Source organism: Streptomyces cyslabdanicus, from assembly GCF_052663305.1.
The window spans coordinates 71303-95973 of the sequence record NZ_JBQRUW010000054.1; the positions used below are offsets into that span (position 1 = coordinate 71303).

Consider the following 24671-nt stretch of genomic DNA (forward strand, 5'->3'; position numbering starts at 1 on the left):
TCAGACAGCGTCCGTACGGTGCGGGGCATGGCAACGAAGACTGCAGACGAGGGCGGAGTGGCGACCGCCGCCGAGAGAGACGACGAGCGCGAGGCGGTGGACGCCACGACGTCCGGCGAGAGCGCCGGTGAAGTGACGGAAGCGGAGGCCGGGAACGGCGTCGAGACCGATGCCGAGCGCGGCGAGCCGGACGATGCCGCGTCGGCCGGGTCCGAGGCGCACGGCCCGTCCGGCGTCGGCCAGGGGGCGGGTGCCGTCGTCTCCGCCGCGCTGGGCCTGGTCTCGCTCAGCGGCAGCTGGCTCGGCACCGTGGCCGGGGCGCGTGAGCAGCTCATCGGCCAGCTGCGGACCTCGTCCGACGCGAGCGTCGCCGAGCAGATCAAGACGATCTACGGCGACGCCTGGCAGGCCACCGCGCTGTGGAGCGGGCTGTTCGCCCTCGTCGCGCTGATCGTCGGCGTCGTGGTGCTCGCGCGGCCCGCGTTCGGCGCCCCGGGCAGGCCGCAGGCGCCCTGGATCAAGTCAGTGGCCTGGGCGGGCGTCGCGCTCGCTGTCATCGGCCTGCTGCTGGCCGTCCTGAAGTACACCGACGTCCTGCTCGGACTGCCGTCCGCCTGAGCAACCCCCGCTTCCCGAGGGGCCTGAGCGGCCATGGCCACCGGTGCCTTACGGTCGACCTGAGGCCCCTCACGCGCGTCTAAGGCCCCCGCGCCGCGGGAAGATGCGGAACTCTCCCGATGTGGCGGACCCCCCTGGGAGACCACAGTGGAGGCATCGCGGAAGGCGACGCCGAAACCATCGGTCACCGCGACGACCCAGGGGAGACGCCATGCTGCACTACGAACTGCACCGGCTGCGCGCCGCCGAACTCGGCCGCACCGCCGAGCAGGAGCGCCTGGCCCGCGAGGCCCAGCGCGCCCGCCGTGCCGCCCGCCGCCCGGCCGACGGGCGAACCTCCGAGGCGGAGTCCCATACCCACGACTCGCGCCGGCAACGGTTCACCCGCGCGGCGTGAACACGGGCCGGCGGGACCCGGGCGGTCAGGACGGTTCGGGCCGCCCGGGCGGTCAGGACGGTCAGCACGGCCCGTACGGTCAGGACGGCCCCGGCTCCACGGCAGTGGACCGGGGCCTCGTGCTCTTGCAGCCGTCCGCCGTGCGGAAAACAGGTGCCGCGCTGTCGGACCCGCATGCGATGCTCGGAGTTGTGGAGACCAGGTCCGTCAGTCCGGTGTTCGTCGGCCGCGCCGACGAGTTGAGCACGCTGCACGACGCGCTCACCCGCGCGGCCGGGGGAGAGCCGCAGGCCCTGCTGCTCAGCGGTGAGGCGGGCGTCGGCAAGACCCGCCTGGTCGAGGAGTTCGCCGACGCCGCCGTTGGCGCGGGCGCCGTCGTGGTGGTCGGCGGCTGCGTGGAGATCGGCGCCGACGGACTGCCGTTCGCGCCCTTCTCCGCCGCCCTGCGCGCCCTGCGCCGCGAACTGCCCGGCGAACTCGCCGCCGCGGCCGCCGGACAGGAGGAGGAACTCGCCCGGCTGCTGCCCGAACTCGGTGTGCCGGCTCCCGCGCGAGGCATCGGCCGGCACGACGAGGAGGGCATGGCCCGCCTCTTCGAACTCACCGCCCGCCTGCTGGAGCGCGTCGCCGCCGACCACACCGTCGTCGTCGCCCTGGAGGACCTGCACTGGGCCGACGCCTCCACCCGGCACCTGCTCGCCTACCTCCTGCGCACCCTGCGCACCGGCCGCCTCGTCGTCCTGGCCACCTACCGCTCCGACGACATCCACCGCCGCCACCCGCTGCGGCCGCTGCTCGCCGAACTCGACCGGCTGCGCACGGTCCGCCGCCTCGAACTCGCCCGCCTGACCCGGCAGGAAGTGGGACGCCAGCTCGCCGGCATCCTCGCCACCGAACCGGACCCGGCCCAGGTCGACGAGATCTTCGCACGCTCCGACGGCAACGCCTTCTTCGTCGAGGAACTCGCCGTCGCCGCCCACGAGGGCTGCCGCACCAGCCTCAGCGACTCCCTGCGCGACCTGCTGCTCGTGAGGGTCGAGAAGCTGCCCGAGCCCGCCCAGCGGATCGTCAGGATCGCCGCCGAGGGCGGGTCCACCGTCGAGCACCGGCTGCTCGCGGCCGTGTCCCGGCTCGGCGAGGACGACCTCATCGAGGCACTGCGGGGCGCCGTGAACGCCAACATCCTCATCGCCGCCCCCACCGGCGACGGCTACCGCTTCCGGCACTCCCTGGTGCGCGAGGCCGTCGGCGACGACCTGCTGCCCGGCGAGCGCTCCCGCCTCAACCGCCGCTACGCCGAAGCCCTGGAGGCCGACCCCACGCTCGTCCCGGCCGACGTGCGGGTCACCCGGCTGGCCAGCTACTGGTATCACGCCCACGACCCGGCCAAGGCTCTGCCCGCCGTCCTCGAGGGCTCCGTCGCGGCCCGCGCCCGGCACGCCTACAGCGAGCAACTGAGGCTGCTGGAAAGGGCGATGGAACTGTGGGACGCCGCACCGCAGGACGTACGCTCCCGGCTGCGCCTCATCGACTACACCGCGATGTACTCCCTGTGCGGCTGCGACCCGGCGACCACCCCACTGACCTACCTCGACCTGCTCGCCGAGGCCGCAGTGGCCGGCCGCTTCTGTGGGGAGCGGGACCGCTCCATGAAGATCATCAAGCGGGCGCTGCGTCTCCTGGAGGAGGAGAACGACCCGCTGCGGGCCGCCTGGTTCTGGGTCCAGCGCTCCTGGCTGGTCCAGGCGAAGGACCACGGCGACGGCTGGCGGGAACTGGGCACCGCGCAGGATCTGGTGCGCGGGCTGCCGCCGTCCGAGGTGCACGCGGAGGTGCTGGCCGACGTCGCCCGGTGGTCCATGGTGCACGCGCCGGGACCCGACGCCCTCTCGGCCGCCGAACGGGCCGTGGAGTACGCGCGCATGGTCGGCGCCTGCGAGATCGAGATGAACGCGCGGCTCACCCTGGGCGGTCTCATGGTCCAGGCCGGCGACGTCGAGGCGGGCCTCGCCGAGATGTACGAGGTCAACCAGCGCACCGTCGACGACGGCATCTCCGGCGTCGCCGGCCGCTCCTACGTCAACCTGCCCAACGAACTGGAGTCCGTCGGCCGCTCCCGCGAGGCCGTGCCACTCATGGAACAGGGGATCGCCTTCACCCGGCGCTTCGGACTGCTGGACAGCGAGGCCTGGGTGTGGGGCAATCTCGCCGAGTCGCTGTTCACCCTGGGGCGTTGGGACGAGGCCGCCGAGGCGGCCTCCCGGTCCTGGCGCGTCGGCCAGTACGCCAAACCACGCGGCTTCCACGCCAGGGTCCGCGCCGAACTCGCCTTCGAGCGCGGTGATCTGGCCGAAGCCTCCGACCAACTGGCCGAGGCCCTCGAAAACTTCGGCACCCACGACCAGGCGCCCCAGCACGCCCTGCCGCTCGCCCGGATCGCGATCGGGGTCGCCGCGGGCGAGGGCCGCCTGCTGGACGCCCGCGCCGCACTCGAACGCGTCCTGGACGACGGCCTCCCACCCGGCACCCAGCGCTACGGCTGGCAGTTGCTGCTCACCGCCGCCACGGTGGAGACCCACGCGGCAGGGCTGCCCGCCGTCGCACCCGGACGCGCCGAGACCTTGCAGCGCATCCGCGGCGCCGCCAAGTCACTGGCCACCAACGTGCCCGTCTGGCAGGCGTACGAACGCTGGGTGCGCGCCGAACTGCTGCGCGCCGAGGGCCGCGGCTGCCAGGAGGAGTGGGCCGAGATCGTCGCCGCCTTCGAGACACTGGAACGCCCCTACGACCTCGCCCGCGTCCGCTTCCGCCTCGCCGAGGCCCTGCTCGGCACCGACGAGGACCAGCGGGGCCGTGCCACCGAGCTGCTGCGCCTGGCGCACGCCGTCGCCGAGCACCTGCGCGCCCGCCCGCTCGCCGACTCCGTCGCCCTGCTGGCCCGCCGCGGCCGCCTCGCCCTGACCGGCACCCCGCAGCAGCCCTCCGCTGACACCGACCCCGTCGAGGCCCTGGGCCTGACCAGCCGGGAGCGCGACGTCCTGCGCCTGGTCTCCGCCGGCCGCACCAACCGCCAGATAGCCGAGGAACTCTTCATCTCGCCGAAGACAGCCAGCGTCCACGTCTCGAACATCCTGGCCAAGATGGGTGTGTCGGGCCGCGGAGAGGCGGCCGCACTGGCCCACCGGCTGGGCCTGTTCCCGCCGGGATCCGAAGACCGGCTGTTCGCGGGACGACCGTGAGGCGCCGACCGGGAGGGAAGCCGTGTTCAACGTGTTCGAGGAACTGTTCGCGCCCGGCCGCAAGCACACCCGGGACGAGCAGAACCGGCTGGAACTGACCCGGGAGGACGTCGGCGACACCGACCCCGGTCGTGGGCCGATCGACCTTGCCTCCGGGAAGGTCGTCGTACGGCCACCCGAGCCTCCCGCGGAGGAGGCCGGAACCGCCGGGGAATGAGGGCCGGGGCCTACTTCACCTCCAGTTCGAGGATCCGGTCGTCGCCCTTCTGCGGAGTGCCGCGGCCGTCGGTGTTGCTGGTGACCAGCCAGAGCTTGTCGCCGCCCGCCGAGGCCACCGTGCGCAGGCGGCCGTAGGTGCCGGTCAGGAAGGCCTCGGGGGCCGCCGAGAGCTTGGTGCCGCGCAGGGGGATGCGCCACAGGCGCTCGCCCTTCAGACTCGCCATCCAGACGGAGCCCTGGGCGTAGGCGATGCCGCTGGGGGAGGCCACGTCCGTGTGCCACTGGGCGATCGGGTTGTGGAACCTCGGGTCGTTCGACTTGCCCTCCGCTTCCGGCCAGCCGTAGTTGTCACCCGGCTTGATCGCGTTCAGCTCGTCCCAGGTGTCCTGGCCGAACTCGGAGGCGAACAGGCGCTGCTTGTCGTCCCAGGCCAGGCCCTGCACATTGCGGTGGCCGTACGAGTACACGGGGGAGTCGGGGAACGGGTTGCCCGGGGCGGGCCGGCCGTCCGGGGTCAGTCGCAGGATCTTGCCGCCCAGGGACTTCCTGTCCTGGGCCAGGCCACGGTCACCGGTCTCGCCCGTGCCCGCGTACAGCATCCTGTCGGGGCCGAAGGCGATCCGGCCGCCGTTGTGGATGACCCCCTTGGGGATGCCCTTGAAGATGGTGTCGGGTGCGCCCAGTTGCATTCCGGCCGGTTTCCTGTCGTCGTACAGCATCCGGACGATGCGGTTGTCCGAGGCCGAGGTGAAGTAGGCGTAGATCATGTGGTCGGAGGCGTAGTCCGGGGACAGTGCGATGCCCAGCAGGCCGCCCTCGCCCTCCGGTGCGACCCCCGACACCCTGCCCAGTTCGGTCTTCTGCCCCGTCTTCTCGTCGATCCGCGTGATCGTTGCCTTGTCACGGGAGGAGACGAGGAGACCGCCGCCGGGGAGCGGGGCCAGCCCCCAGGGGCTGTTCAGGCCCTCCGCGACCGTGCGCAGGACCTTCACCGAGCCCTTGGCCGGCGGCGCGCTCTCCGTGGGTGCCGGTGCCGAGGGCGAGGACACCGCCGTCGCACGGCCGGGCGCCATGCCGCCCCCCTCGGCCGACGGGCCCCCGGAGGAGCAGCCGGCCGTCAGCAGCAGGGCGGCGGCCAGCACGCCCGTCACAGCTCGACGTTGCACGATCTTCGTCCCTTCGACGCGGAGGTTCCACCTGTCTTACACCGCCCGAGCCTCCCAGGTTCCCGATCGCCCGCATCCCACGCCCGCACCGCCCTGACGGCCGGGTCGCCGGCCCGGAGCGGCCGCGTCCACGGGCCGGCTCAGTCCCAGGAACCCCGGGCCGCCGGCAGCCGGCCCAGTTCGGCCAGATCGCCGGCCGTCAGCCGCAGCCCTGCCGCGCCCGCGTTCTCCGTCACCCAGCGCTCCTGCTTGGTGCCGGGGACCGGGATCACGTGCCGGCCCTGGGCCAGTACCCACGCCAGGGCCACCTGGGCCGGGGTGACGTCCTCGCCGTGCCGGGCGGCCGTCCGCCGCAGCCCGGCCACGATCGGCTGGTTCCCGGCCATCATCTCGGCGGTGAAGCGGGGATGCCGGGCCCGCACGTCGTCCGGCTCGAACCCCTGGCCCGGGGTGAGGGTGCCGGTCAGGAAGCCGTTGCCCAACGGCATCGCCGCCAGGAAACCGACCCCGCGCTCGGCGCACCACGGCAGCAACGACTCCAGCGCCTCGGGCGACCACACCGACAGCTCCGCCTGCACCGCGCTGACCGGGAAGACCTGCTGCACCCGCTCCAGCTGGCGGATCGTCCCGTCGTGCAGACGCGCACCGGACCGGCGTCGGCCGCGCGCACCCACCGCGCACAGGCCGAGCGCCCGCACCTTCCCGGCCCGCACGAGTTCCGCCATCGCCCCCCAGGTCTCCTCGACGGGGACCTCCGGGTCGGCGCGGTGCAGCTGGTAGAGGTCGATCACGTCGGTCTGGAGACGCCTGAGCGAGGCGTCGCAGGCCCGCCGTACATAGCCGGGACGGCCGTTGGCCACGATGTGCTGCTCGCCCACCAGGAGGCCGACCTTCGTCGAGACGAAGGCGTCGGACCGCCGCCCCCTCAGCGCCCGCCCCAGCAGCAGCTCGTTGGTGAACGGGCCGTACATGTCGGCCGTGTCCAGAAGGGTCGAGCCCAGGTCCAGCGCCCGGTGCACGGCCCTGAGCGAATCCGCTCCCCGCCGCCGCGACGCGCTGTACGCCCAGTTCATCGGCATGCACCCCAGTCCCACGGCCCCCACCGCGAGTGCCGCCGCGCCGATCGTCCTGCGCTCCACTTGGCCGTAACCCTCCCTCTCTCGGGGCCCACCAACCTAACCTCTGGCTCCACGTGCCCCTGGCATAGCCTCCTGAGCATGACTGCTGACGTGTGGCTGCCCATTCCGCCGGACGAGATCGAGGGGCTTCCGCAGGGGCTCTCCTACCGCTTCTGGGACGGCGCCGAGGAGTTCCCCGCGGACCCCGCCGACTGCGCCTTCTACGTCGTGCCGTACATGAAGCCCGGCGGCGTCGGGCGGCGCCCGCTGCCCCGGATGAGTTCCGTGCGGGTCGTGCAGACACTGTCCGCCGGCACGGACCAGGTGGAGCCGGGTCTGCGCGACCTGCCGCCGGGCGTACGGCTGTGCAACGCGCGCGGGGTGCACGAGGCGAGTACCAGTGAGCTCGCCCTGACGTTGATCCTGGCCTCGCTGCGCGGCGTCCCCGGCTTCGTCCGGGCCCAGGACCGGGGCGAGTGGGGCGGCGGCTTCCGTCCCGCCCTCGCCGACAAGAACGTCCTCATCGTCGGCTACGGCTCGATCGGGGCCGCCATCGAGGACCGGCTCGTGCCCTTCGAGGTCGCGCGGGTGGCGCGGGTGGCGCGCTCCGCGCGCACCACGGAGCGCGGCCCGGTGCATCCGTTCACCGATCTGCCCTCCCTGCTCCCGCAGGCCGATGTCGTCGTCCTGTCCACGCCCTTGACCAAGGCCACGCGCGGGCTGGTGAACGCGGACTTCCTGGCGCGGATGAAGGACGGCGCGCTGCTGGTCAACGTCGCGCGCGGCGCCGTGGTCGACACCGAGGCACTGCTCGCCGAGCTGGACAGCGGCCGTCTGACCGCCGCCCTCGACGTCACCGACCCTGAGCCGCTGCCCCCGGGCCACCCCCTGTGGCACGCGCCGGGCGTGCTGATCAGCCCCCATGTCGGCGGTCCCACGTCCGCCTTCCTGCCGCGCGCCACACGGCTTCTGACGGACCAGTTGCGCCGTTTCGTGAACCGGGAGCCACTCGCCAACGTGGTCCTCACGACGGGCACGGCAGGCGCCTGATCCGCTTCGGGTACGGTCCGCGACTCTTCGAACGCGGTCCGTACCCACATTGGCGCTGGTCGTCACGGAGCGTAGAGACGCTATGTCCCTGAGTGACGAGACTGGTGTATCGTCCCGACAGGGGCCGCGCCGCGCACAGTTCGGCGCCGGGGACGGACATTCCACACTGCGAGGGGGGCGACGGGCGATGCACGGCCTATGGACGAACGATCCGACGCGGCGGGGCCGTCGGCGGCGGCCCTGGCACACGGCCGCGCGCAGACGCGGCCACCACAGTCATCACGGTCATCACCACCGCAGGCCCGGCGGTCGCCGGAGGCATGCCCACCCGGCGCACCGGAAGCCGGGAGACCCGGCCGCACGGACCGGGAGGCCCCGGTGAGCCCGCCATCGCCTGCCATGACCGCGTTCGACGGCGCGCTGCGGCCGCCGTCCGAACCGGGGGTGCTGCTGCCCCCGCCGGCCGCCGTCGTCCGTTCGAGAGTGGCGCCGCAGCTCCTGCTGGCCCTGGTGTGCGCGGGATTCGCCATCGGTGCCGCGTGCGGCTGGGGTTCCAGCAAGGTGGCGCTGTTCATGGGCGACTTCGGGCTGAGTGCCGCGGCCGGCACCGCCGCGGTCTCGTGCGCGCTGTACGCCCGCGGCCGTCACGTCCGCTTTCGAACAGCCTGGCTGCTGTTCGCCCTCTCCTCGGCGATGGCGGCCCTGGGCAACGCGGTCTGGGGGTGGTACGAGGTCGTCCTCGGCGTGTCCGTGCCCAGTCCCAGTTGCGCCGACCTGTTCTTCCTGTGCTTCGCGCCGCCCGCGATCGTCGGCCTGCTCGTGCTCGCCAAGCGGCCGGCGAACAGGGCCGGGTGGGTGTGCCTGGCGCTGGACTCGTGGCTGATCGGCGGCTCGCTGCTCACCCTGTCCTGGAGCCTCGCCCTCGCCCAGGCGGCCAGGTTCGACGGGTCGAGCGTCGCGCACACCGCGCTCTCACTGGCGTACCCGCTGCTGGACATCGCCCTGGTCTCCATGGTGCTCGCGCTGCACTTCCGGTGTTCCCCGATCAACCGCACCGCCGTGAACACGGCGATCGGCGGGCTCGCCCTGACCGTGCTGTGCGACGCGCTGTTCACCTCGCCGCTGCTGCACAACAGCTACCGCTCGGGGCAACTGCTCGACGCCGGCTGGTTCGCCGGCTCCCTTCTCCTGGCGTACGCCCCCTGGGCGGCGCCCCGCCCCGGACAGCAGGCCGCGGAGCGGCACGACGTCGACGCGTACCACCCGTACGATCCGGAACACCCGTACCGGACGGGCCCGTGCCAGGCCCAGGGGCACCAGCCGGACGGGTGCGACCCGGACGCGCGCTCCGCCGACGGGCACGCGCGCGTGGCCGACGCCCACGGGCGCGGCCCCGACGGCCACGTCCGCGGGCCGGTCGTCCATGTGCCCAGGCAGCATTCCGCGGTCGCGCGCCCCGCGCACGGCGGGCCGCCCGCACCGGAGGAGGATCCCGACCGGTATCCGGCCGGCCGGCCCCTGGCCGGCTCCCTCGCCGCCCTCACCCCGTACCTCGCCGCGGCCGTGTGCACGCTGGGAGTCCTGTACAACGCCCTCAACGGCCACAGCGTCGACCGCGTGGTGCTGATCACCGCCGGCGCCGTCGTGCTGGTGCTCGTCGTGCGCCAGGGCATCGTGCTGCGCGACAACATCGCCCTCACCCAGGAGCTGGCCCAGAAGGAGAACCACTTCCGCTCCCTGGTGCAGGGCTCGAGCGACGTCATCATGATCGCCGCGCCCAACGGCGTCCTGCGGTACGTCTCCCCGGCCGCCGCCGGGGTGTACGGGCGGCCGGCGGAGGCACTGGTCGGCACCGAACTGGCGGGGATCATCCATCCGGAGGACCTGGGCTCCGTGGTGCACGAGGTGCGCCGTTTCCTGGTCGCCAGCCCGCTCGAAGAGCCCACCACGCGCATCGAGTGCCGCTTCCGCTCCGGCAACGGCGGCTGGCTCAACGTGGAGTCGACCGTCAACCGCCACCACGGCGGCCTCATCTTCAACAGCAGGGATGTGACCGAGCGGGTGCGCCTCCAGGCGCAGCTCCAGCACAACGCCGAGCACGACCCGCTCACCGACCTGCCCAACCGGGCGCTGTTCACCAAACGTGTCCGGCAGGCCCTGTCCGGTCGCCGCTCGACCGACCACGGCACGGCCGTGCTCTTCATCGACCTCGACGGCTTCAAGGCAGTCAACGACACGATCGGTCACCAGGCCGGGGACGAGCTGCTCGTCCAGGCCGCCCGCAGACTCCACGAGGCGGTACGGCACGGGGACACCGCGTCCCGACTCGGGGGCGACGAGTTCGCGACCCTGATCGTCGGGGACGGCACCCGCGACCGCACCGCCCGCGAACGGCACATCCTGGAGCTCGCCGACCGCCTCAGGGTGACGCTGTCGCATCCGTACCTCATCGACGGCGACGACGTGCGCGTGGCCGCGTCCATCGGGGTGGCCTTCGCCGAGCCGGGCCTCGACGCGGGGGAGCTGCTGCGCAACGCCGACCTCGCCATGTACCGCGCCAAGGCGGCCGGCAAGGGCCGGGTCGAGCTGTACAAGCCGCAGATGCAGCAGGACGTCGTCCGCAGGGCGGAGCTGGCCACCCGGCTCAGAAACGCCCTGCACGAGGGCGAGTTCACCCTGCTGCACCAGCCGGTGGTCCGCCTGGAGGACGGCGGGATCACCTCGGTCGCCGCGCAGGCGCGCTGGCGCTCCTCGCAGGGCGTGCTCTTCACCCCCGCCGAGTTCCTGCGGGTGGCCGAGGACAGCGAAAGGACGGCCGAACTGGGCCGCTGGATGCTGGAGGAGGCCGTCGCACAGGCCGCCGACCGCGCCTCGACCGGTCCGAACGTGTCCGTGGTGGTCCGGATGGGCGCCCGCCGTCTGGTGGATCGCTCGCTGCCGCCCGGCTCCGTGGAGGCCCTGCTGACCCGGCACGGGCTGCCGTCCGGATCCCTGGTGATCGAGCTGTCCGCCCCCGACCCGCGGGTGCCGCTGGACGAGCTGGAGCGCCGTCTGGCCGCCCTCCGGCGGCTCGGTGTGCGCATCGCCCTGGACGGCTTCGGCAGCGGCCACGGGGCGGTCACGGCCCTCAGAAGGCTCCCCGTCGACGTGCTGAAGCTCGACCGCAGCCTGGTCGAGGGCGTCGTCGAGTCCGCCCGGTTGCACAAGATCACCAGTGGTCTGCTCCGCATCGCCGCCGACCTCGGGCTCCGCTCCGTGGCCGACGGCGTGGACCTGCCGGAGCAGGTCGTGGCCCTGCGCGCGATGGGCTGCACCCACGGTCAGGGCATGGCGTTCTCCGGCCCGCTGGACGAGTACCGGCTGCGCCGGGCGCTCACCTCCGGCGGCTACCCGGTGCCGCACGGCCCGGCCGAACCGGTGTTCGCCGGGGGACGCGCCGGGGCCTTCACCGCGGCGGTGCCCGCCGCCCTCGGAGGCGGGACGGCCCTCCGCTCACATGATGAGACTCCCGTCCCACCCACTTGACACCGGGTGCGTGCCGGAGGGAGGGTCATTTCCATGCGCACCCGAATTCTCGTACTTGGACAGCGCGTCGGCTGAGCTGGGACCCACCGGACAATGATCCGGAACCCGGCGACCACACCGGCGCGCTTCCCCTCGCTTGCCTTGCGGCACGAGGGGTTTTTTGTTGCACGAGCACCTGGCGTGCCGCGTCCGAACTCCGCCCAAACCTCGCAAAAACCCTCAGCGTCGAGAAGAGAATGCCGATGACCGAGCAGGCCACCGGGGCCCCTCATCCGCAGCCGCGGCCCCGATCCGGAGGACACCCGTCCGCGCCCGAGCGCGTCACGGGTGCGAAGTCCCTCATCCGCTCGCTTGAGGAGGTCGGGGTCGACACCGTATTCGGCATTCCCGGCGGCACGATCCTTCCCGCCTACGACCCGATGATGGACTCCAGCCGGGTGCGCCACGTGCTCGTCCGCCACGAACAGGGCGCGGGCCACGCGGCCACCGGTTACGCGCAGGCGACCGGCAAGGTCGGCGTCTGCATGGCCACTTCGGGCCCCGGTGCCACCAACCTGGTGACGCCCATCGCCGACGCGAACATGGACTCGGTGCCGCTGGTCGCGATCACTGGCCAGGTCGTCTCCAAGGCGATCGGCACGGACGCCTTCCAGGAGGCGGACATCGTCGGCATCACGATGCCGATCACCAAGCACAGCTTCCTGGTCACCAGGGCCGAGGACATCCCCAAGACGATCGCGGAGGCGTTCCACATCGCCTCGACCGGTCGCCCCGGTCCGGTCCTGGTCGACATTCCGAAGGACGTGCTGCAGACGCAGACGACCTTCTCCTGGCCGCCGGTCATGGACCTGCCCGGCTACCGCCCGGTCACCAAGCCGCACGCCAAGCAGATCCGCGAGGCGGCCAAGCTCATCACCTCCTCGCGTCGGCCCGTGCTCTACGTCGGCGGCGGCGTCATCAAGGCCGGCGCCACCACCGAACTGAAGGTCCTCGCGGAACTCACCGGAGCGCCCGTCACCACCACGCTGATGGCGCTCGGCGCATTCCCCGACAGCCACCCGCTGCACGTGGGAATGCCGGGCATGCACGGTGCGGTCACCGCCGTCACCGCGCTGCAGAAGGCCGACCTGATCGTCGCCCTCGGAGCCCGCTTCGACGACCGCGTCACCGGCAAGCTGGACAGCTTCGCCCCGTACGCCAAGATCGTCCACGCCGACATCGACCCGGCCGAGATCGGCAAGAACCGCGCCGCCGACGTGCCGATCGTCGGGGACGCCCGCGAGGTCCTGGCCGACCTGATCCAGGCCGTCCAGAAGGAGCACAGCGAGGGCCACCGCGGCGACTACACCGCCTGGTGGAACGACCTCGGCCGCTGGCGCGAGACCTACCCGCTCGGCTACGAGCAGCCCGCGGACGGCTCGCTCTCCCCGCAGCAGGTCATCGAGCGCATCGGGCAGCTCGCCCCCGAGGGCACGGTCTTCGCCGCGGGCGTCGGTCAGCACCAGATGTGGGCCGCGCACTTCATCCAGTACGACAAGCCCGCCACCTGGCTGAACTCCGGCGGCGCCGGAACCATGGGCTACGCCGTCCCGGCCGCGATGGGCGCCAAGGCCGGACAGCCGCAGAAGACCGTCTGGGCGATCGACGGCGACGGCTGCTTCCAGATGACCAACCAGGAACTCACCACCTGCGCGCTCAACAACATCCCGATCAAGGTCGCCGTCATCAACAACGGCGCCCTCGGGATGGTCCGCCAGTGGCAGACCCTGTTCTACAACCAGCGGTACTCCAACACGGTGCTGCACTCCGGCCCCGACGACGTCAACCCGGACGCCAGGGGCACCCGGGTCCCCGACTTCGTGAAGCTGTCGGAGGCCATGGGCTGCTACGCCATCCGCTGCGAGTCCCCGGAGGACCTCGACAAGGTCATCGAGGAGGCGAACTCCATCAACGACCGCCCGGTCGTCGTCGACTTCATCGTCCACGAGGACGCGATGGTCTGGCCGATGGTCGCGGCCGGCACCTCCAACGACGAGATCATGGCCGCCCGGGACGTCCGTCCCGACTTCGGCGACAGCGACGACTGACAGAGAGCTGAGTGAGAACCATGTCCAAGCACACCCTCTCGGTCCTCGTCGAGAACACGCCCGGCATCCTCGCCCGGATCGCCGCCCTGTTCTCCCGCCGCGGCTTCAACATCGACTCCCTCGCGGTCGGCGTCACCGAGCACCCCGACATCTCCCGCATCACCATCGTGGTCAGCGTCGAGGACTTCCCGCTGGAGCAGGTGACCAAGCAGCTCAACAAGCTGGTCAACGTGCTGAAGATCGTCGAGCTGGAGCCGTCGCACGCCGTGCAGCGCGAACTCGTCCTGGTGAAGGTGCGCGCCGACAACGAGACGCGTTCCCAGATCGTCGAGATCGTCCAGCTGTTCCGCGCCAAGACCGTCGACGTCTCCCCGGAGGCCGTGACCGTCGAGGCCACCGGGTCCAGCGACAAGCTGTCGGCCATGCTCAGGATGCTGGAGCCGTTCGGCATCAAGGAGCTGGTCCAGTCCGGAACGATCGCGATCGGACGCGGCGCCCGCTCCATCACCGACCGGTCGCTGCGCGCCCTGGACCGCTCCGCGTGATCCGGGTCCGGGCGGTCGGGTGACACCGGCCGCCCGGATATCGAGACTCCCAGACCTCCCGTCCCCTCACCGGCATACGGTGGGAAGCACAAACTGCACACCAAGGAGAGAACCCAAAGTGGCCGAGCTGTTCTACGACGCTGACGCCGACCTGTCCATCATCCAGGGCCGCAAGGTCGCGGTCATCGGCTACGGCAGCCAGGGCCACGCCCACGCCCTGTCGCTGCGCGACTCCGGTGTCGACGTCCGGGTCGGTCTCCACGAGGGCTCCAACTCCAAGGCCAAGGCCGAGGAGCAGGGCCTGCGCGTGGTCACCCCGGCCGAGGCCACCGCGGAGGCCGACGTCATCATGATCCTGGTGCCGGACCCGATCCAGGCCCAGGTCTACGAGGAGTCCATCGCCCCGAACCTGAAGGACGGCGACGCGCTGTTCTTCGGCCACGGCCTCAACATCCGCTTCGGCTTCATCAAGCCCCCGGCCGGTGTGGACGTCTGCATGGTCGCCCCGAAGGGCCCGGGCCACCTGGTGCGCCGCCAGTACGAGGAGGGCCGCGGCGTTCCCTGCATCGTCGCCGTCGAGCAGGACGCCTCGGGCAACGCCTTCGCGCTGGCCCTGTCGTACGCCAAGGGCATCGGCGGCACCCGCGCCGGCGTCATCAAGACGACCTTCACCGAGGAGACCGAGACCGACCTGTTCGGTGAGCAGGCCGTCCTGTGCGGTGGCACCGCGGCGCTGGTGAAGGCCGGCTTCGAGACCCTGGTCGAGGCGGGCTACCAGCCGGAGATCGCCTACTTCGAGTGCCTGCACGAGCTGAAGCTGATCGTCGACCTCATGTACGAGGGCGGCCTGGAGAAGATGCGCTGGTCGATCTCCGAGACCGCCGAGTGGGGCGACTACGTCACCGGCCCGCGCATCATCACCGACGCCACCAAGGCCGAGATGAAGAAGGTCCTCGCCGAGATCCAGGACGGCTCCTTCGCGCGCACCTGGATGGACGAGTACCACGGCGGTCTGAAGAAGTACAACGAGTACAAGAAGCAGGACTCCGAGCACCTGCTGGAGACCACCGGCAAGGAGCTGCGCAAGCTCATGAGCTGGGTGAACGAGGAGGCGTGAGCCTCACCCCGAAGGGGCCGGAGCCGTACCGCTCCGGCCCCTTCGGCGACCGGGCGACACCGCCGGCCGTGACCGGTTTCCGGTGTTGTCCCGACCGTCCAGCCACGGACGGGTGATCCTTCCGCGGTGGCGCAATACGATGCACCCGGCGCCATTACACTTCTGAACTACAACGCGTCAGGCCCACAGCGTCGTGCGTCTTCCACGCGGCTAGCCCCCTCCTCCGCCTGCGGCCGTCGGGACACGGCCGTCCGCATGCTCCCCCCTAGCTTCAAGGCATGGGAGGTGCCCCCAGATCTGTGAGGACTCACGTGAGCTCGAAACCCGTCGTACTCATTGCTGAAGAGCTGTCGCCCGCGACCGTCGACGCGCTCGGACCGGACTTCGAGATCCGGCACTGCAACGGCGCCGACCGGGCCGAACTGCTCCCCGCCATCGCCGACGTGGACGCGATCCTGATCCGCTCGGCGACCAAGGTCGACGCCGAGGCCGTCGCCGCGGCGAACAAGCTCAAGGTCGTCGCACGAGCCGGCGTCGGCCTGGACAACGTCGACGTCTCCGCCGCCACCAAGGCCGGCGTGATGGTCGTCAACGCCCCGACCTCCAACATCGTGACCGCCGCCGAACTGGCCTGCGGCCTGATCCTGGCCACCGCCCGCAACATCCCGCAGGCCAACGCCGCGCTGAAGAACGGCGAGTGGAAGCGCAGCAAGTACACCGGCGTGGAACTCGCCGAGAAGACCCTCGGCGTCGTCGGCCTCGGCCGCATCGGCGCCCTGGTCGCTCAGCGCATGTCGGCCTTCGGCATGAAGGTCGTCGCCTACGACCCGTACGTGCAGCCCGCGCGGGCCGCGCAGATGGGCGTCAAGGTGCTGACGCTGGACGAGCTGCTCGAGGTCTCCGACTTCATCACCGTGCACCTGCCCAAGACGCCCGAGACCCTCGGCCTGATCGGCGCGGAGGCGCTGCACAAGGTCAAGCCGACCGTGCGCATCGTCAACGCCGCGCGCGGCGGGATCGTCGACGAGCAGGCGCTGTACTCGGCTCTCAAGGAGGGCCGTGTGGCGGGCGCCGGTCTGGACGTGTACGCCAAGGAGCCGTGCACGGACTCGCCGTTGTTCGAGTTCGACCAGGTCGTGTCCACCCCGCACCTGGGCGCCTCCACCGACGAGGCCCAGGAGAAGGCCGGCATCGCCGTCGCCAGGTCCGTCCGCCTCGCCCTCGCCGGGGAACTGGTCCCGGACGCGGTGAACGTCCAGGGCGGCGTCATCGCCCAGGACGTCAAGCCGGGCCTGCCGCTTGCCGAGCGCCTCGGCCGCATCTTCACCGCGCTCGCCGGCGAGGTGGCGGTCCGCCTCGACGTCGAGGTGTACGGCGAGATCACCCAGCACGACGTGAAGGTGCTGGAGCTCTCCGCGCTCAAGGGCGTCTTCGAGGACGTCGTCGACGAGACGGTGTCCTACGTCAACGCGCCGCTGTTCGCCCAGGAGCGGGGCGTGGAGGTGCGCCTGACCACCAGCTCGGAGTCGGCCGACCACCGCAACGTCGTCACCGTGCGCGGCACGCTCGCGGACGGCGAGGAGATCTCCGTCTCCGGCACGCTGGCCGGCCCCAAGCACCTCCAGAAGATCGTCGCGGTCGGTGAGTACGACGTCGACCTCGCGCTCGCCGACCACATGGTCGTCCTGCGCTACGAGGACCGTCCGGGCGTCGTCGGCACCGTCGGCCGTGTCATCGGCGAGGCCGGCATCAACATCGCCGGTATGCAGGTCGCCCGCGCGGCCGCGGGCGGGGAGGCGCTGGCGGTGCTGACCGTCGACGACACGGTGCCCGCGGGGGTCCTGGCGGAGGTCGCCGAGGAGATCGGGGCGACGTCGGCTCGTTCGGTGAACCTGGTCTGAGGTCACCGTCTCCGGGGGCGCTGCCCCCGGACCCCCGTTCGCCCTGAACGGGCTCGTCCTCAATCGCCGGACGGGCTGCTTGAGCCCCGTCCGGCGATTGTGTGTTCTCAGGCCGCGGCCTTTGCCGCCTCGGACTTTGCGACGGGCGCCGCCGTCTCCCTGACGAGGATGCGGCGCAGTGTCGTCGGCGCACCGGCCGCCGCGAGGAGCAGGACCGCCGCGCCGGTGAGCGCCGCGCCGTGCATTCCGCTGGTGAAGGCCTCCCGGGCGGCGGTGGCCAGGGCGTCTCCCGCGCGCCCCGGCAGGTGACCGGCGACGGCCAGCGCGCCACCCAGGGTCTCGTGGGCCGCCGCCGGGGCCGAGTCCGGGATCCCGTGGCGGTAGATCGCCGTGCCGATCGAGCCGAGGACCGCCATGCCCAGGGCGCCGCCGAACTCCGCGCCGGTCTCCAGCAGTGAGGAGGCCGCGCCCGCCTTCTCCACCGGGGCCGCGCTCAGCGCCAGGTCGGTCATCTGGGACAGCACCGTCACGATGCCGGAGGCGAGGACGCCGCTCGCGGCCAGCACCAGCCAGAGCGAGTCCGTGCCGGCCAGGGCCAGCATGCCGTAGCCCACCGCGGCGACCGCGAAGCCCGCCGTCACGACGTAGGCGCGGTTGACGCCCTTCTGGACGAGCGCGGCGGCCACCGGCGCGGCCATCCCGATCGGCACGGACGGCAGCAGCGCCCACAGGGCCGCCTCCATCGCGCTCTTGCCGAGCACCGACTGGAGGTACTGCGTGGTGAAGAACGCCGAGCCCAGCATCGCGAAGGACGAGACCAGGTTGAGGACCACCGCGGGCGCGAAGCCCCGGCCGCGGAACAGGGCCGGCGAGATCATCGGCGAGGCCGCCGTGCGCTGACGGCGGACGAAGAGGGCGGCGAAGAGCAGGCCGACGGCGACGGAGACGACGTACAGCGTGTGGACGCCCTCGGACGGGATCTTCTTCAGGCCGTAGATCACGGGCAGCACCGCCGCCATGGACAGGGGCACGCTCAGCAGGTCGAAGCGGCCCGGCTCGGAGCTCTTCGACTCCGGCAGCAGGAGCGGGCCCAGCACCAGCAACAGCACCATCGCGGGCAGGTTGACCAGGAACACCGACCCCCACCAGAAGAACTGGACCAGCACACCGCTCAGCACGGAGCCGAGCGCGATCCCCGCGGTCATCACGCCCGACCAGATACCGATCGCCTTCGCGCGCTGGGCGGGGTCGGCGAACATCGTGCGCACCAGCGCCATCGTGGACGGCATCAGGGTCGCCCCGCCGATGCCGAGGACGGCGCGGGCGGCGATCAGGGTCTCGGCGCTGCCCGCGTACGCCGCCGCCAGCGAGGCGACTCCGAAGGCGGCGGCGCCGATCAGCAGCAGTTTGCGGCGGCCGATGCGGTCGCCGAGCGACCCCATCGTCATCAGCAGCCCGGCCAGGACGAAGGCGTAGATGTCGAAGATCCACAGCTGCTGGGTGCCGCTCGGCTCCAGGTCGGCGCTGATCGCCGGGATGGCGAAGTACAGGACCGAGACGTCCATCGAGACCAGCAGCAGCGGCAGCATCAGCACGCCGAGAGCGGTCCATTCGCGGCGCCCCGCGCGTGGCGGGTTCACGGGGGGCGGGGTCGTGGTGGTGCTCGTCGAGTTCGTCATGCCCCGCAATGTACGGGCGTCTTAAACGCCTGTCTAGAACGTTCGTATAAATCAGTTGTCTAGGACGGTTGTATGGATCGCGGGTAGGGTGGCCGGCATGGGACACCGTGAGGACCTGCTGGACGGCGCCAAGCGCTGCCTGCTGCAGAAGGGCTTCGTGCGCACGACCGCGCGCGACATCGTGAAGGAGTCGGGGACCAACCTCGCCTCGATCGGCTACCACTACGGCTCGAAGGACGCGCTGCTGGTGCAGGCGTACGTCTCCCTCATCGAGGGGATGGGCGACCGGTTCGAACCCGGATGGGGCGCGGGCGGGACCACCGAGGCGCCTCCCGGCTCGCTCGAGCGCTTCCGCGAGGTGTGGGCGAACATCATCCGCTCGATGCCCGAGTCACGGGGGATCTGGCTGCTGGGCTTCGAGATCGTCCTCCAGGGCGACCGGCTCCCCGAGGTGCGCAAGATGCTGGTGGAGGCGGAACAGCAGGGTCGTTCCGGGCTGCTGCCGCTGTTCAACGGCATCCCCGAGGCCGACCAGAGCGAGGAGGTCGTCGACAGCGAAGGCCGCTTCTACCAGACCCTGTTGCAGGGCCTGATGGTGCAGTGGCTCTTCGATTCCGACTCCGCGACCGACGCCGACCAGCTCACCGAGGGCCTGCGCCGGGTCATCGAAGGAACCGAACGCGACTCCGACAGGGCCTAGGCCCTGTCGTCAAACTCCCGTCTGCCCCGCGACGCCATGCACGCTCCCCCAAGCTCTTCGAGCAGGGGGGACCCCCACTCGCCGCACCGGGCCCTGACCCAAGTACATCCAGTACGAGGGCCAGGGCCCGGCACTCCCCCAAGCTCTTCGAGCAGGGGGGACCCCCAGAGCACGCACCTGACGCCGCGAGGCCCGCCCTCCGGGCGGACGACGGGAGTTTGACGACAGGACCTAGAGCCGCGCCGCCTTCAGTGCCATGTGCAGCAGCAGGCGGTCCTCGCCGTCGTCCAGGTCGAGGCCGGTGAGCTGTTCCACCCGGGACAGCCGGTAGTACAGGGTCTGGCGGTGGATGCCCAGCGCGGCGGCGGTGCGGCCGGCCTGGCCCGCGCAGTCCAGGTAGGCCTCGGCGGTGCGGGCCAGCTCCCGGTGGGCGGGGGAGAGCAGCCCGTGCAGGGCGGGGTCGTGCGCGGCCCGAGGCGGCAGCGCGGTGAGCAGCCGGTACGGCCCGATGGCCGCCCACCGCGCGACCGGTCCCAGCCGCGGTTCCGCCAGCGCGGCCCGCGCCGCCGCCGAGGCCTCCGCCCACGCGGTACCCAGCTCGGCGAGCCCCGTCCGCGCCCCGGCGATCCCGGCGGCCACCCCGCCGCCACCCGGCGTGGTCCGGCCCGGACCGTCCCGTCCGGTCGTCCCGTCCTGAGCGGAGGCTCCTCCGGTCCCGGCACCGGTGCGGCCCGCGCCGCCGGACCCCGACGCGGCCGCCCGCTCCAGCAGGCGGGTCGCCGCCGACACCGCCGGTGTCAGGGTGTCCGTGGAGCGCAGGCTGACCAGCAGGACCAGGCTCTGGCCACTGCCCCCCACCGCATCGAGGGCGTGGGAGGTGCCCCCGCCCCAGGGGATCGCGCACAGGGCCCTGGCGCCCGGCAGGGTACGGACCGAGGGGGCGTCGTCCGGGTCCGCCGACGGCCAGGGGGCCACGCACACCACCGTGTGCGGGCCGTCCGCGCCGGAGCCCAGGGCCGTCCGCAGCTCCGCCACCGCCATGTCCCGCGGCCAGCCCGGCTCGGCGGTCAGCACCGCCCGCAGCTCCCGGGTCAGGTCCGCGCCGTGCTGGGCCTCGTCCGCCAGCAGCGCGCCGATCCGCGCGGTCACCAGCATGGCCGCGGCCAGTTGCTGCTCACTGGGCCCCGGGTCGTAGTCCAGGAGCCAGACATACCCGAGGACGACACCCCGATGGCGGACCGGAAGGCAGATCCGTCCCCGGTACACGCCCGCCTCCGGGGTCCGCGGGATCCGCACCGGACCGGTCGCCCGGGTGATGCCGAAGCCCTCGAACCAGTGGCGGACGGCCGATGTGGAGCGGCGGGTGAGGATCGAGCGGGTGCGCACCGGGTCCAGGGCGGACGGATCCAGGTCGCCCTCGCTGTCGTAGGCGCCGAAGGCGATCAGCTCGAAGTTCCGGTTCTCCAGGGTCGCCGGGGCGCCGAGCAGCTCCGAGATCTCGTCGACCAGCTCCTGGTAGTCACCCTTGTCACCGGTTGTCACTCGGGCATTCTCTCCCATTTCCGCCGGGCCTTCATACATCTGTCTGAGATCATGTGCGCGGATGCGTGACAGCTGTCGATGGCCGACGATCTGAGGAAACCTTTACTTTCACGGTGGTTCTCCGTGCCGCCCCCGAATCGTCGGGCCGCGGCCTTGTGTTGCTTGTTCGTGTGGAGGTTCCCCGTGCTGGGTCCCGTGATTCTCGCCGCGTCGCGCAGCGACCGGATGCGACGCCTGATCTCGGCGGCCCCCGGGACGAAACAGGTCGTCGACCGCTTCATCCCCGGTGAGACCGTGGGCGACATCGTCCCGATCATCGAGGACCTCACCGGCAGGGGCCTGGAGCTGACCATGGACGTGGTCGGCGAGGACATCACCACCCCCGAGCAGGCCGCCGCCGCCCGGGACGCGTACCTGGAGCTGGTCGACCGGATCAAGGACCTGGAGCTCGGCCCGAAGGTCGAGATGTCCGTGAAGCTGTCCATGTTCGGCCAGGCCCTGGAGAACGGCCACGAGCTGGCGCTGAAGAACGTCCGCCCGGTCGTCGAGGCCGCCGCCGCCATCGGCACGACGGTCACCCTGGACGCCGAGGACCACACCACCCTCGACTCGATGTTCGCCATCCACGAGGAGCTGCGGAAGGACTTCCCGCAGACCGGCTGCGTCATCCAGGCCTACCTGTTCCGCACCGAGGCCGACGCCCGCCGCCTCGCCGCGAGCGGCAGCCGGGTCCGCCTGGTGAAGGGCGCCTACAAGGAGCCCGCCGAGGTCGCCTACCAGAACAAGCACGAGATCGACAAGGCGTACGTCCGGATCCTGCGGGTGCTGATGGAGGGCGACGGATACCCGATGATCGGTTCCCACGACCCGCGCCTGATCTCGATCGGGCAGGAGCTGGCCCGCAACGCCGGCCGCAAGCTCGACGAGTACGAGTTCCAGATGCTGTACGGCATCCGCAGCGACGAGCACCTGCGCCTGGCCGCCGAGGGCCACCGGATGCGCGTCTACACCGCCTACGGCACCGACTGGTACGGCTACTTCATGCGCCGTCTCGCGGAGAAGCCGGCCAACCTGCGCTTCTTCCTCCGGAGCATGGTCAGCAAGGGCTGAGCCTCCGCACCCCGCTCGCAACACCGCTCAAGTCAAGGAGTTCGGAACTGATGGACGCTGTGACCCAGGTCCCCACCCCCGTCAACGAGCCGGTGCACGGCTACGCCCCCGGTTCGCCCGAGCGGGCCCGTCTGGAGGCCAAGCTCAAGGAGCTGGCCGAGAACCCGGTCGACCTGCCCTGCACCATCGACGGTGTCCGGCGCATGGGTGGCGGCGCGTCCTTCGAGGTCGTCCAGCCGCACAACCACAAGGCCGTCCTCGGCACCTCCCGCAACGCCACGAAGGCGGACGCGCAGGACGCCATCGACGCCGCGCTCGCCGCGGCCCCGGCCTGGCGCGCGATGTCCTTCGACGACCGCGCCGCGATCATCCTGCGCGCCGCCGAGCTGCTGTCCGGCCCGTGGCGCGAGACGATCGCCGCCTCCACGATGCTCGGCCAGTCCAAGACCGCGCAGCAGGCCGAGATCGACAGCCCCTGCGAGCTGGTGGACTTCTGGCGCTTCAACGTCCACTACGCCCGCCAGATCCTCGCCGAGCAGCCCCCGGCCAACTCCCCGGGCGTGTGGAACCGCATGGACCACCGCCCGCTGGAGGGCTTCGTCTACGCGATCACGCCGTTCAACTTCTCGGCGATCGCGGCCAACCTGCCCACCGCGCCGGCCCTCATGGGCAACGTGGTGATCTGGAAGCCGTCCCCGACCCAGACGCACGCCGCCGTGCTGCTCATGCAGCTGCTGGAGGAGGCGGGCCTGCCCAAGGGCGTCATCAACCTCCTCACCGGTGACGGCATCGAGGTCTCCGAGGTCGCGCTGAACCACCGCGACCTGGCCGGCATCCACTTCACCGGTTCGACCAAGACCTTCCAGTACCTGTGGAAGACGGTCGGCACCAACATCGAGAAGTACCGCGCCTACCCGCGCCTGGTCGGCGAGACCGGCGGCAAGGACTTCGTGGTGGCCCACCCGTCGGCCGACCGCGCGGTGCTGAAGACCGCGCTGACCCGCGGTTCCTTCGAGTACCAGGGCCAGAAGTGCTCGGCGTCCTCCCGGGCGTACATCCCGGCGTCGATCTGGAACTCCGGCTTCAAGGAGGAGTTCGCCGCGGAGGTCGACGGCCTGACCATGGGTGATGTCACCGACCTGTCGAACTTCATCGGCGCGGTCATCGACGACCGCTCCTTCGCGAAGAACAAGGCCGCGATCGACCGGGCGAAGCAGGACCCGTCCTGCACGATCGTCGCGGGCGGCACCTACGACGACTCGGTCGGCTACTTCGTCCGCCCGACCGTCATCGAGTGCACCGACCCGGAGAACGAGGTCTTCACGACCGAGTACTTCGGCCCGATCCTCGCGGTGCACGTGTACGACGACAGCGCGGCCGACGGCTACGACGAGATGCTGACCCAGATGGAGTCGGTGTCGGACTACGCCCTGACCGGCTCGGTCGTCGCGGGCGACCGCGCCGCCGCGGCGTACACGATGGAGAAGCTGCGCTACGCGGCCGGCAACTTCTACATCAACGACAAGTCGACCGGCGCCGTGGTCGGCCAGCAGCCCTTCGGCGGCGGCCGTGCCTCCGGCACCAACGACAAGGCGGGCGCCCCGCAGAACCTGATGCGCTGGACCCTGACCCGCGCCATCAAGGAGACCCTGGTCCCGCCGACCGACTACGGCTACCCCCACATGGGCTGACCAGCCCTCCCCGGCACGGGCCGGGAAGCCTGACCCCCGAGCAGGCTTCCCGGCCCGTTTCCATGCCCGCCGAGGCAGACTCTCCCCATGACACGAGCGGTGGGGGACAGGGTGGAGACGGACGACGGAGTACGCCTGTGGGCGGAGCGCTCGGGCCCGGACGGCACCCCGCTGGTGCTGTGCCACGGCGGCCCGGGCCTCTGGGACATGTTCGGGGACCTGACCGGCCTGCTGACGGACGTGGCCCCGGTCGTCCGCTGGGACCAGCGCGGCTGCGGCCGCTCGCAGCGCTGCGCCGGGCCGTGGACGAGCGAGCGTTTCGTCGCCGACCTCGATTCCGTACGCCGTCACTTCGGCCTCGACCGGATGGCGCTGCTCGGTCACTCCTGGGGCGCACAGCTCGCCCTGAGCTACGCGCTGGCCCGCCCGGAACGGGTGAGCGCCTTGGTCTACGTGGCCGGAACGGGGATCGGGCCGGACGCGGACTGGCATCCCGCATACCGGCGGAACTTCCTGGCCCGGCTGGGCGAGGACCCCGAACGTCTCGCCCGGTGGCGGGAGTTGACGGACCGTCCCCGGCGGACGGAGGCGGAGGACCGGGAACGGGCGGTGCTCCAGTGGTCGGCCGAGTTCGCGGACCGGGAGCGGGCGCTCGCGCTCGCCGAGCGCATGGCCGACCCCTGGTTCGGCGTCAACTCGGCGTGCAACACAGGGCTGAACGAGGAGCGGAAGCGGACCTGGGGCACATCAGGGCTCGACGCCGCCTGCCGTCGCCTCGACCTGCCGGTCGTGATCGTCGACGGCGGCAGGGACATCCGCCCGCGCACGGCGGTGGACTCCCTGGAGCGGGCCCTGCCCCGGGTGAGCCGGACCACCTTCCCGGACGCCGGGCACCTGCCCTGGGTCGAGGAGGCTCAGGGTTTTCGGCGGGCGGTGGCGGCAGTGCTGTGAACCCCTGTTCGGAGGA

General features: G+C 71.8%; 18 protein-coding genes. 14 read left to right on the top strand and 4 right to left on the bottom strand.

Translation table 11 applies throughout. The features are described from left to right. The first annotated feature begins 27 nt into the window (after nucleotides 1–27). The 4 genes from ACTYVM_RS29765 to ACTYVM_RS29780 all read left to right on the top strand — a co-directional run bounded on the left by ACTYVM_RS29765 (nucleotide 28) and on the right by ACTYVM_RS29780 (nucleotide 4471). The gene (locus ACTYVM_RS29765) at nucleotides 28–618 is read left to right on the top strand and encodes a hypothetical protein (protein WP_445528930.1); all 591 of its coding nucleotides are present in this window, start codon (nucleotides 28–30) and stop codon (nucleotides 616–618) included. Nucleotides 619–829: 211 nt separating this feature from the next. Further along, nucleotides 830–1015 (top strand): hypothetical protein, encoded by a 186-nt coding sequence (locus tag ACTYVM_RS29770; RefSeq protein WP_445528931.1) that lies wholly within the window; start codon nucleotides 830–832, stop codon nucleotides 1013–1015. A 179-nt stretch (nucleotides 1016–1194) separates the two neighbouring features. Then, nucleotides 1195–4254, top strand: a complete 3060-nt coding sequence (locus ACTYVM_RS29775) for a helix-turn-helix transcriptional regulator (RefSeq protein ID WP_445528962.1) — start codon at nucleotides 1195–1197, stop codon at nucleotides 4252–4254. A gap of 22 nt (nucleotides 4255–4276) precedes the next feature. Further along, nucleotides 4277–4471, top strand: coding sequence for a DUF6191 domain-containing protein (locus tag ACTYVM_RS29780; RefSeq protein WP_445528932.1), 195 nt, complete (start codon nucleotides 4277–4279; stop codon nucleotides 4469–4471). A 10-nt stretch (nucleotides 4472–4481) separates the two neighbouring features. Here ACTYVM_RS29780 and ACTYVM_RS29785 read toward each other — a convergent pair whose 3' ends face one another. Continuing rightward, nucleotides 4482–5639: a PQQ-dependent sugar dehydrogenase gene (locus ACTYVM_RS29785; protein WP_445528933.1), complete on the bottom strand. Its 1158-nt coding sequence runs from the start codon at nucleotides 5637–5639 to the stop codon at nucleotides 4482–4484. 140 nt (nucleotides 5640–5779) lie between these two features. Continuing rightward, nucleotides 5780–6778: an aldo/keto reductase gene (locus ACTYVM_RS29790; RefSeq protein ID WP_445528934.1), complete on the bottom strand. Its 999-nt coding sequence runs from the start codon at nucleotides 6776–6778 to the stop codon at nucleotides 5780–5782. Between the two features lie 78 nt (nucleotides 6779–6856). Between ACTYVM_RS29790 and ACTYVM_RS29795 the strand changes: the two genes are divergently transcribed. The 6 genes from ACTYVM_RS29795 to serA all read left to right on the top strand — a co-directional run bounded on the left by ACTYVM_RS29795 (nucleotide 6857) and on the right by serA (nucleotide 16982). Further along, a complete protein-coding gene (locus ACTYVM_RS29795; protein WP_445528935.1) occupies nucleotides 6857–7807 on the top strand; it encodes a 2-hydroxyacid dehydrogenase in 951 nt (316 codons plus the stop codon). A 399-nt stretch (nucleotides 7808–8206) separates the two neighbouring features. Then, entirely contained in the window at nucleotides 8207–11332 is a 3126-nt protein-coding gene (locus ACTYVM_RS29800; RefSeq protein ID WP_445528936.1) for a putative bifunctional diguanylate cyclase/phosphodiesterase, read from the top strand. 242 nt (nucleotides 11333–11574) lie between these two features. After that, nucleotides 11575–13419, top strand: coding sequence for an acetolactate synthase large subunit (locus ACTYVM_RS29805; protein ID WP_445528937.1), 1845 nt, complete (start codon nucleotides 11575–11577; stop codon nucleotides 13417–13419). A gap of 20 nt (nucleotides 13420–13439) precedes the next feature. Further along, nucleotides 13440–13964: an acetolactate synthase small subunit gene (gene ilvN, locus ACTYVM_RS29810; protein ID WP_400034823.1), complete on the top strand. Its 525-nt coding sequence runs from the start codon at nucleotides 13440–13442 to the stop codon at nucleotides 13962–13964. A gap of 118 nt (nucleotides 13965–14082) precedes the next feature. Then, nucleotides 14083–15081 (top strand): ketol-acid reductoisomerase, encoded by a 999-nt coding sequence (ilvC, locus tag ACTYVM_RS29815; protein ID WP_445528938.1) that lies wholly within the window; start codon nucleotides 14083–14085, stop codon nucleotides 15079–15081. Nucleotides 15082–15392: 311 nt separating this feature from the next. Continuing rightward, nucleotides 15393–16982 (top strand): phosphoglycerate dehydrogenase, encoded by a 1590-nt coding sequence (serA, locus tag ACTYVM_RS29820; protein ID WP_445528939.1) that lies wholly within the window; start codon nucleotides 15393–15395, stop codon nucleotides 16980–16982. Between the two features lie 107 nt (nucleotides 16983–17089). On the opposite strand, the gene ACTYVM_RS29825 is transcribed toward serA, so the two are convergent. Continuing rightward, nucleotides 17090–18661 carry an MFS transporter gene (locus ACTYVM_RS29825; RefSeq protein WP_445528940.1) on the bottom strand — a complete coding sequence of 524 codons (1572 nt, stop codon included), beginning with the start codon at nucleotides 18659–18661 and terminating at the stop codon, nucleotides 17090–17092. Nucleotides 18662–18758: 97 nt separating this feature from the next. Here ACTYVM_RS29825 and ACTYVM_RS29830 point away from each other — a divergent pair, with 97 nt between their 5' ends. Then, nucleotides 18759–19361 carry a TetR/AcrR family transcriptional regulator gene (locus ACTYVM_RS29830; RefSeq protein WP_445528941.1) on the top strand — a complete coding sequence of 201 codons (603 nt, stop codon included), beginning with the start codon at nucleotides 18759–18761 and terminating at the stop codon, nucleotides 19359–19361. Nucleotides 19362–19592: 231 nt separating this feature from the next. On the opposite strand, the gene ACTYVM_RS29835 is transcribed toward ACTYVM_RS29830, so the two are convergent. Then, nucleotides 19593–20921, bottom strand: coding sequence for a PucR family transcriptional regulator (locus ACTYVM_RS29835; RefSeq protein ID WP_445528942.1), 1329 nt, complete (start codon nucleotides 20919–20921; stop codon nucleotides 19593–19595). A gap of 165 nt (nucleotides 20922–21086) precedes the next feature. On the opposite strand from ACTYVM_RS29835, the gene ACTYVM_RS29840 reads away from it, so the two are divergent. From ACTYVM_RS29840 to ACTYVM_RS29850, 3 genes are all read left to right on the top strand, one after another. Further along, nucleotides 21087–22013 (top strand): proline dehydrogenase family protein, encoded by a 927-nt coding sequence (locus tag ACTYVM_RS29840; protein ID WP_445528943.1) that lies wholly within the window; start codon nucleotides 21087–21089, stop codon nucleotides 22011–22013. A gap of 50 nt (nucleotides 22014–22063) precedes the next feature. Continuing rightward, the gene (gene pruA / locus ACTYVM_RS29845) at nucleotides 22064–23704 is read left to right on the top strand and encodes an L-glutamate gamma-semialdehyde dehydrogenase (RefSeq protein ID WP_445528944.1); all 1641 of its coding nucleotides are present in this window, start codon (nucleotides 22064–22066) and stop codon (nucleotides 23702–23704) included. An 87-nt stretch (nucleotides 23705–23791) separates the two neighbouring features. Next, a complete protein-coding gene (locus ACTYVM_RS29850; protein ID WP_445528945.1) occupies nucleotides 23792–24655 on the top strand; it encodes an alpha/beta fold hydrolase in 864 nt (287 codons plus the stop codon). Nucleotides 24656–24671 lie beyond the last annotated feature (16 nt).

Excerpts from the sequence above, each read along its gene's own strand:
- ACTYVM_RS29775 (WP_445528962.1), top strand. The coding sequence starts at position 1,195 with ATGCTCGGAGTTGTGGAGACCAGGTCCGTCAGTCCGGTGTTCGTCGGC.
- ACTYVM_RS29825 (WP_445528940.1), bottom strand. The coding sequence starts at position 18,661 with ATGACGAACTCGACGAGCACCACCACGACCCCGCCCCCCGTGAACCCG.
- ACTYVM_RS29850 (WP_445528945.1), top strand. The coding sequence starts at position 23,792 with ATGACACGAGCGGTGGGGGACAGGGTGGAGACGGACGACGGAGTACGC.
- ilvN (WP_400034823.1), top strand. The coding sequence starts at position 13,440 with ATGTCCAAGCACACCCTCTCGGTCCTCGTCGAGAACACGCCCGGCATC.
- ACTYVM_RS29770 (WP_445528931.1), top strand. The coding sequence starts at position 830 with ATGCTGCACTACGAACTGCACCGGCTGCGCGCCGCCGAACTCGGCCGC.
- ACTYVM_RS29795 (WP_445528935.1), top strand. The coding sequence starts at position 6,857 with ATGACTGCTGACGTGTGGCTGCCCATTCCGCCGGACGAGATCGAGGGG.
- ACTYVM_RS29805 (WP_445528937.1), top strand. The coding sequence starts at position 11,575 with ATGACCGAGCAGGCCACCGGGGCCCCTCATCCGCAGCCGCGGCCCCGA.
- pruA (WP_445528944.1), top strand. The coding sequence starts at position 22,064 with ATGGACGCTGTGACCCAGGTCCCCACCCCCGTCAACGAGCCGGTGCAC.
- ACTYVM_RS29835 (WP_445528942.1), bottom strand. The coding sequence starts at position 20,921 with ATGGGAGAGAATGCCCGAGTGACAACCGGTGACAAGGGTGACTACCAG.
- ACTYVM_RS29800 (WP_445528936.1), top strand. The coding sequence starts at position 8,207 with ATGACCGCGTTCGACGGCGCGCTGCGGCCGCCGTCCGAACCGGGGGTG.
- ACTYVM_RS29765 (WP_445528930.1), top strand. The coding sequence starts at position 28 with ATGGCAACGAAGACTGCAGACGAGGGCGGAGTGGCGACCGCCGCCGAG.
- ACTYVM_RS29830 (WP_445528941.1), top strand. The coding sequence starts at position 18,759 with ATGGGACACCGTGAGGACCTGCTGGACGGCGCCAAGCGCTGCCTGCTG.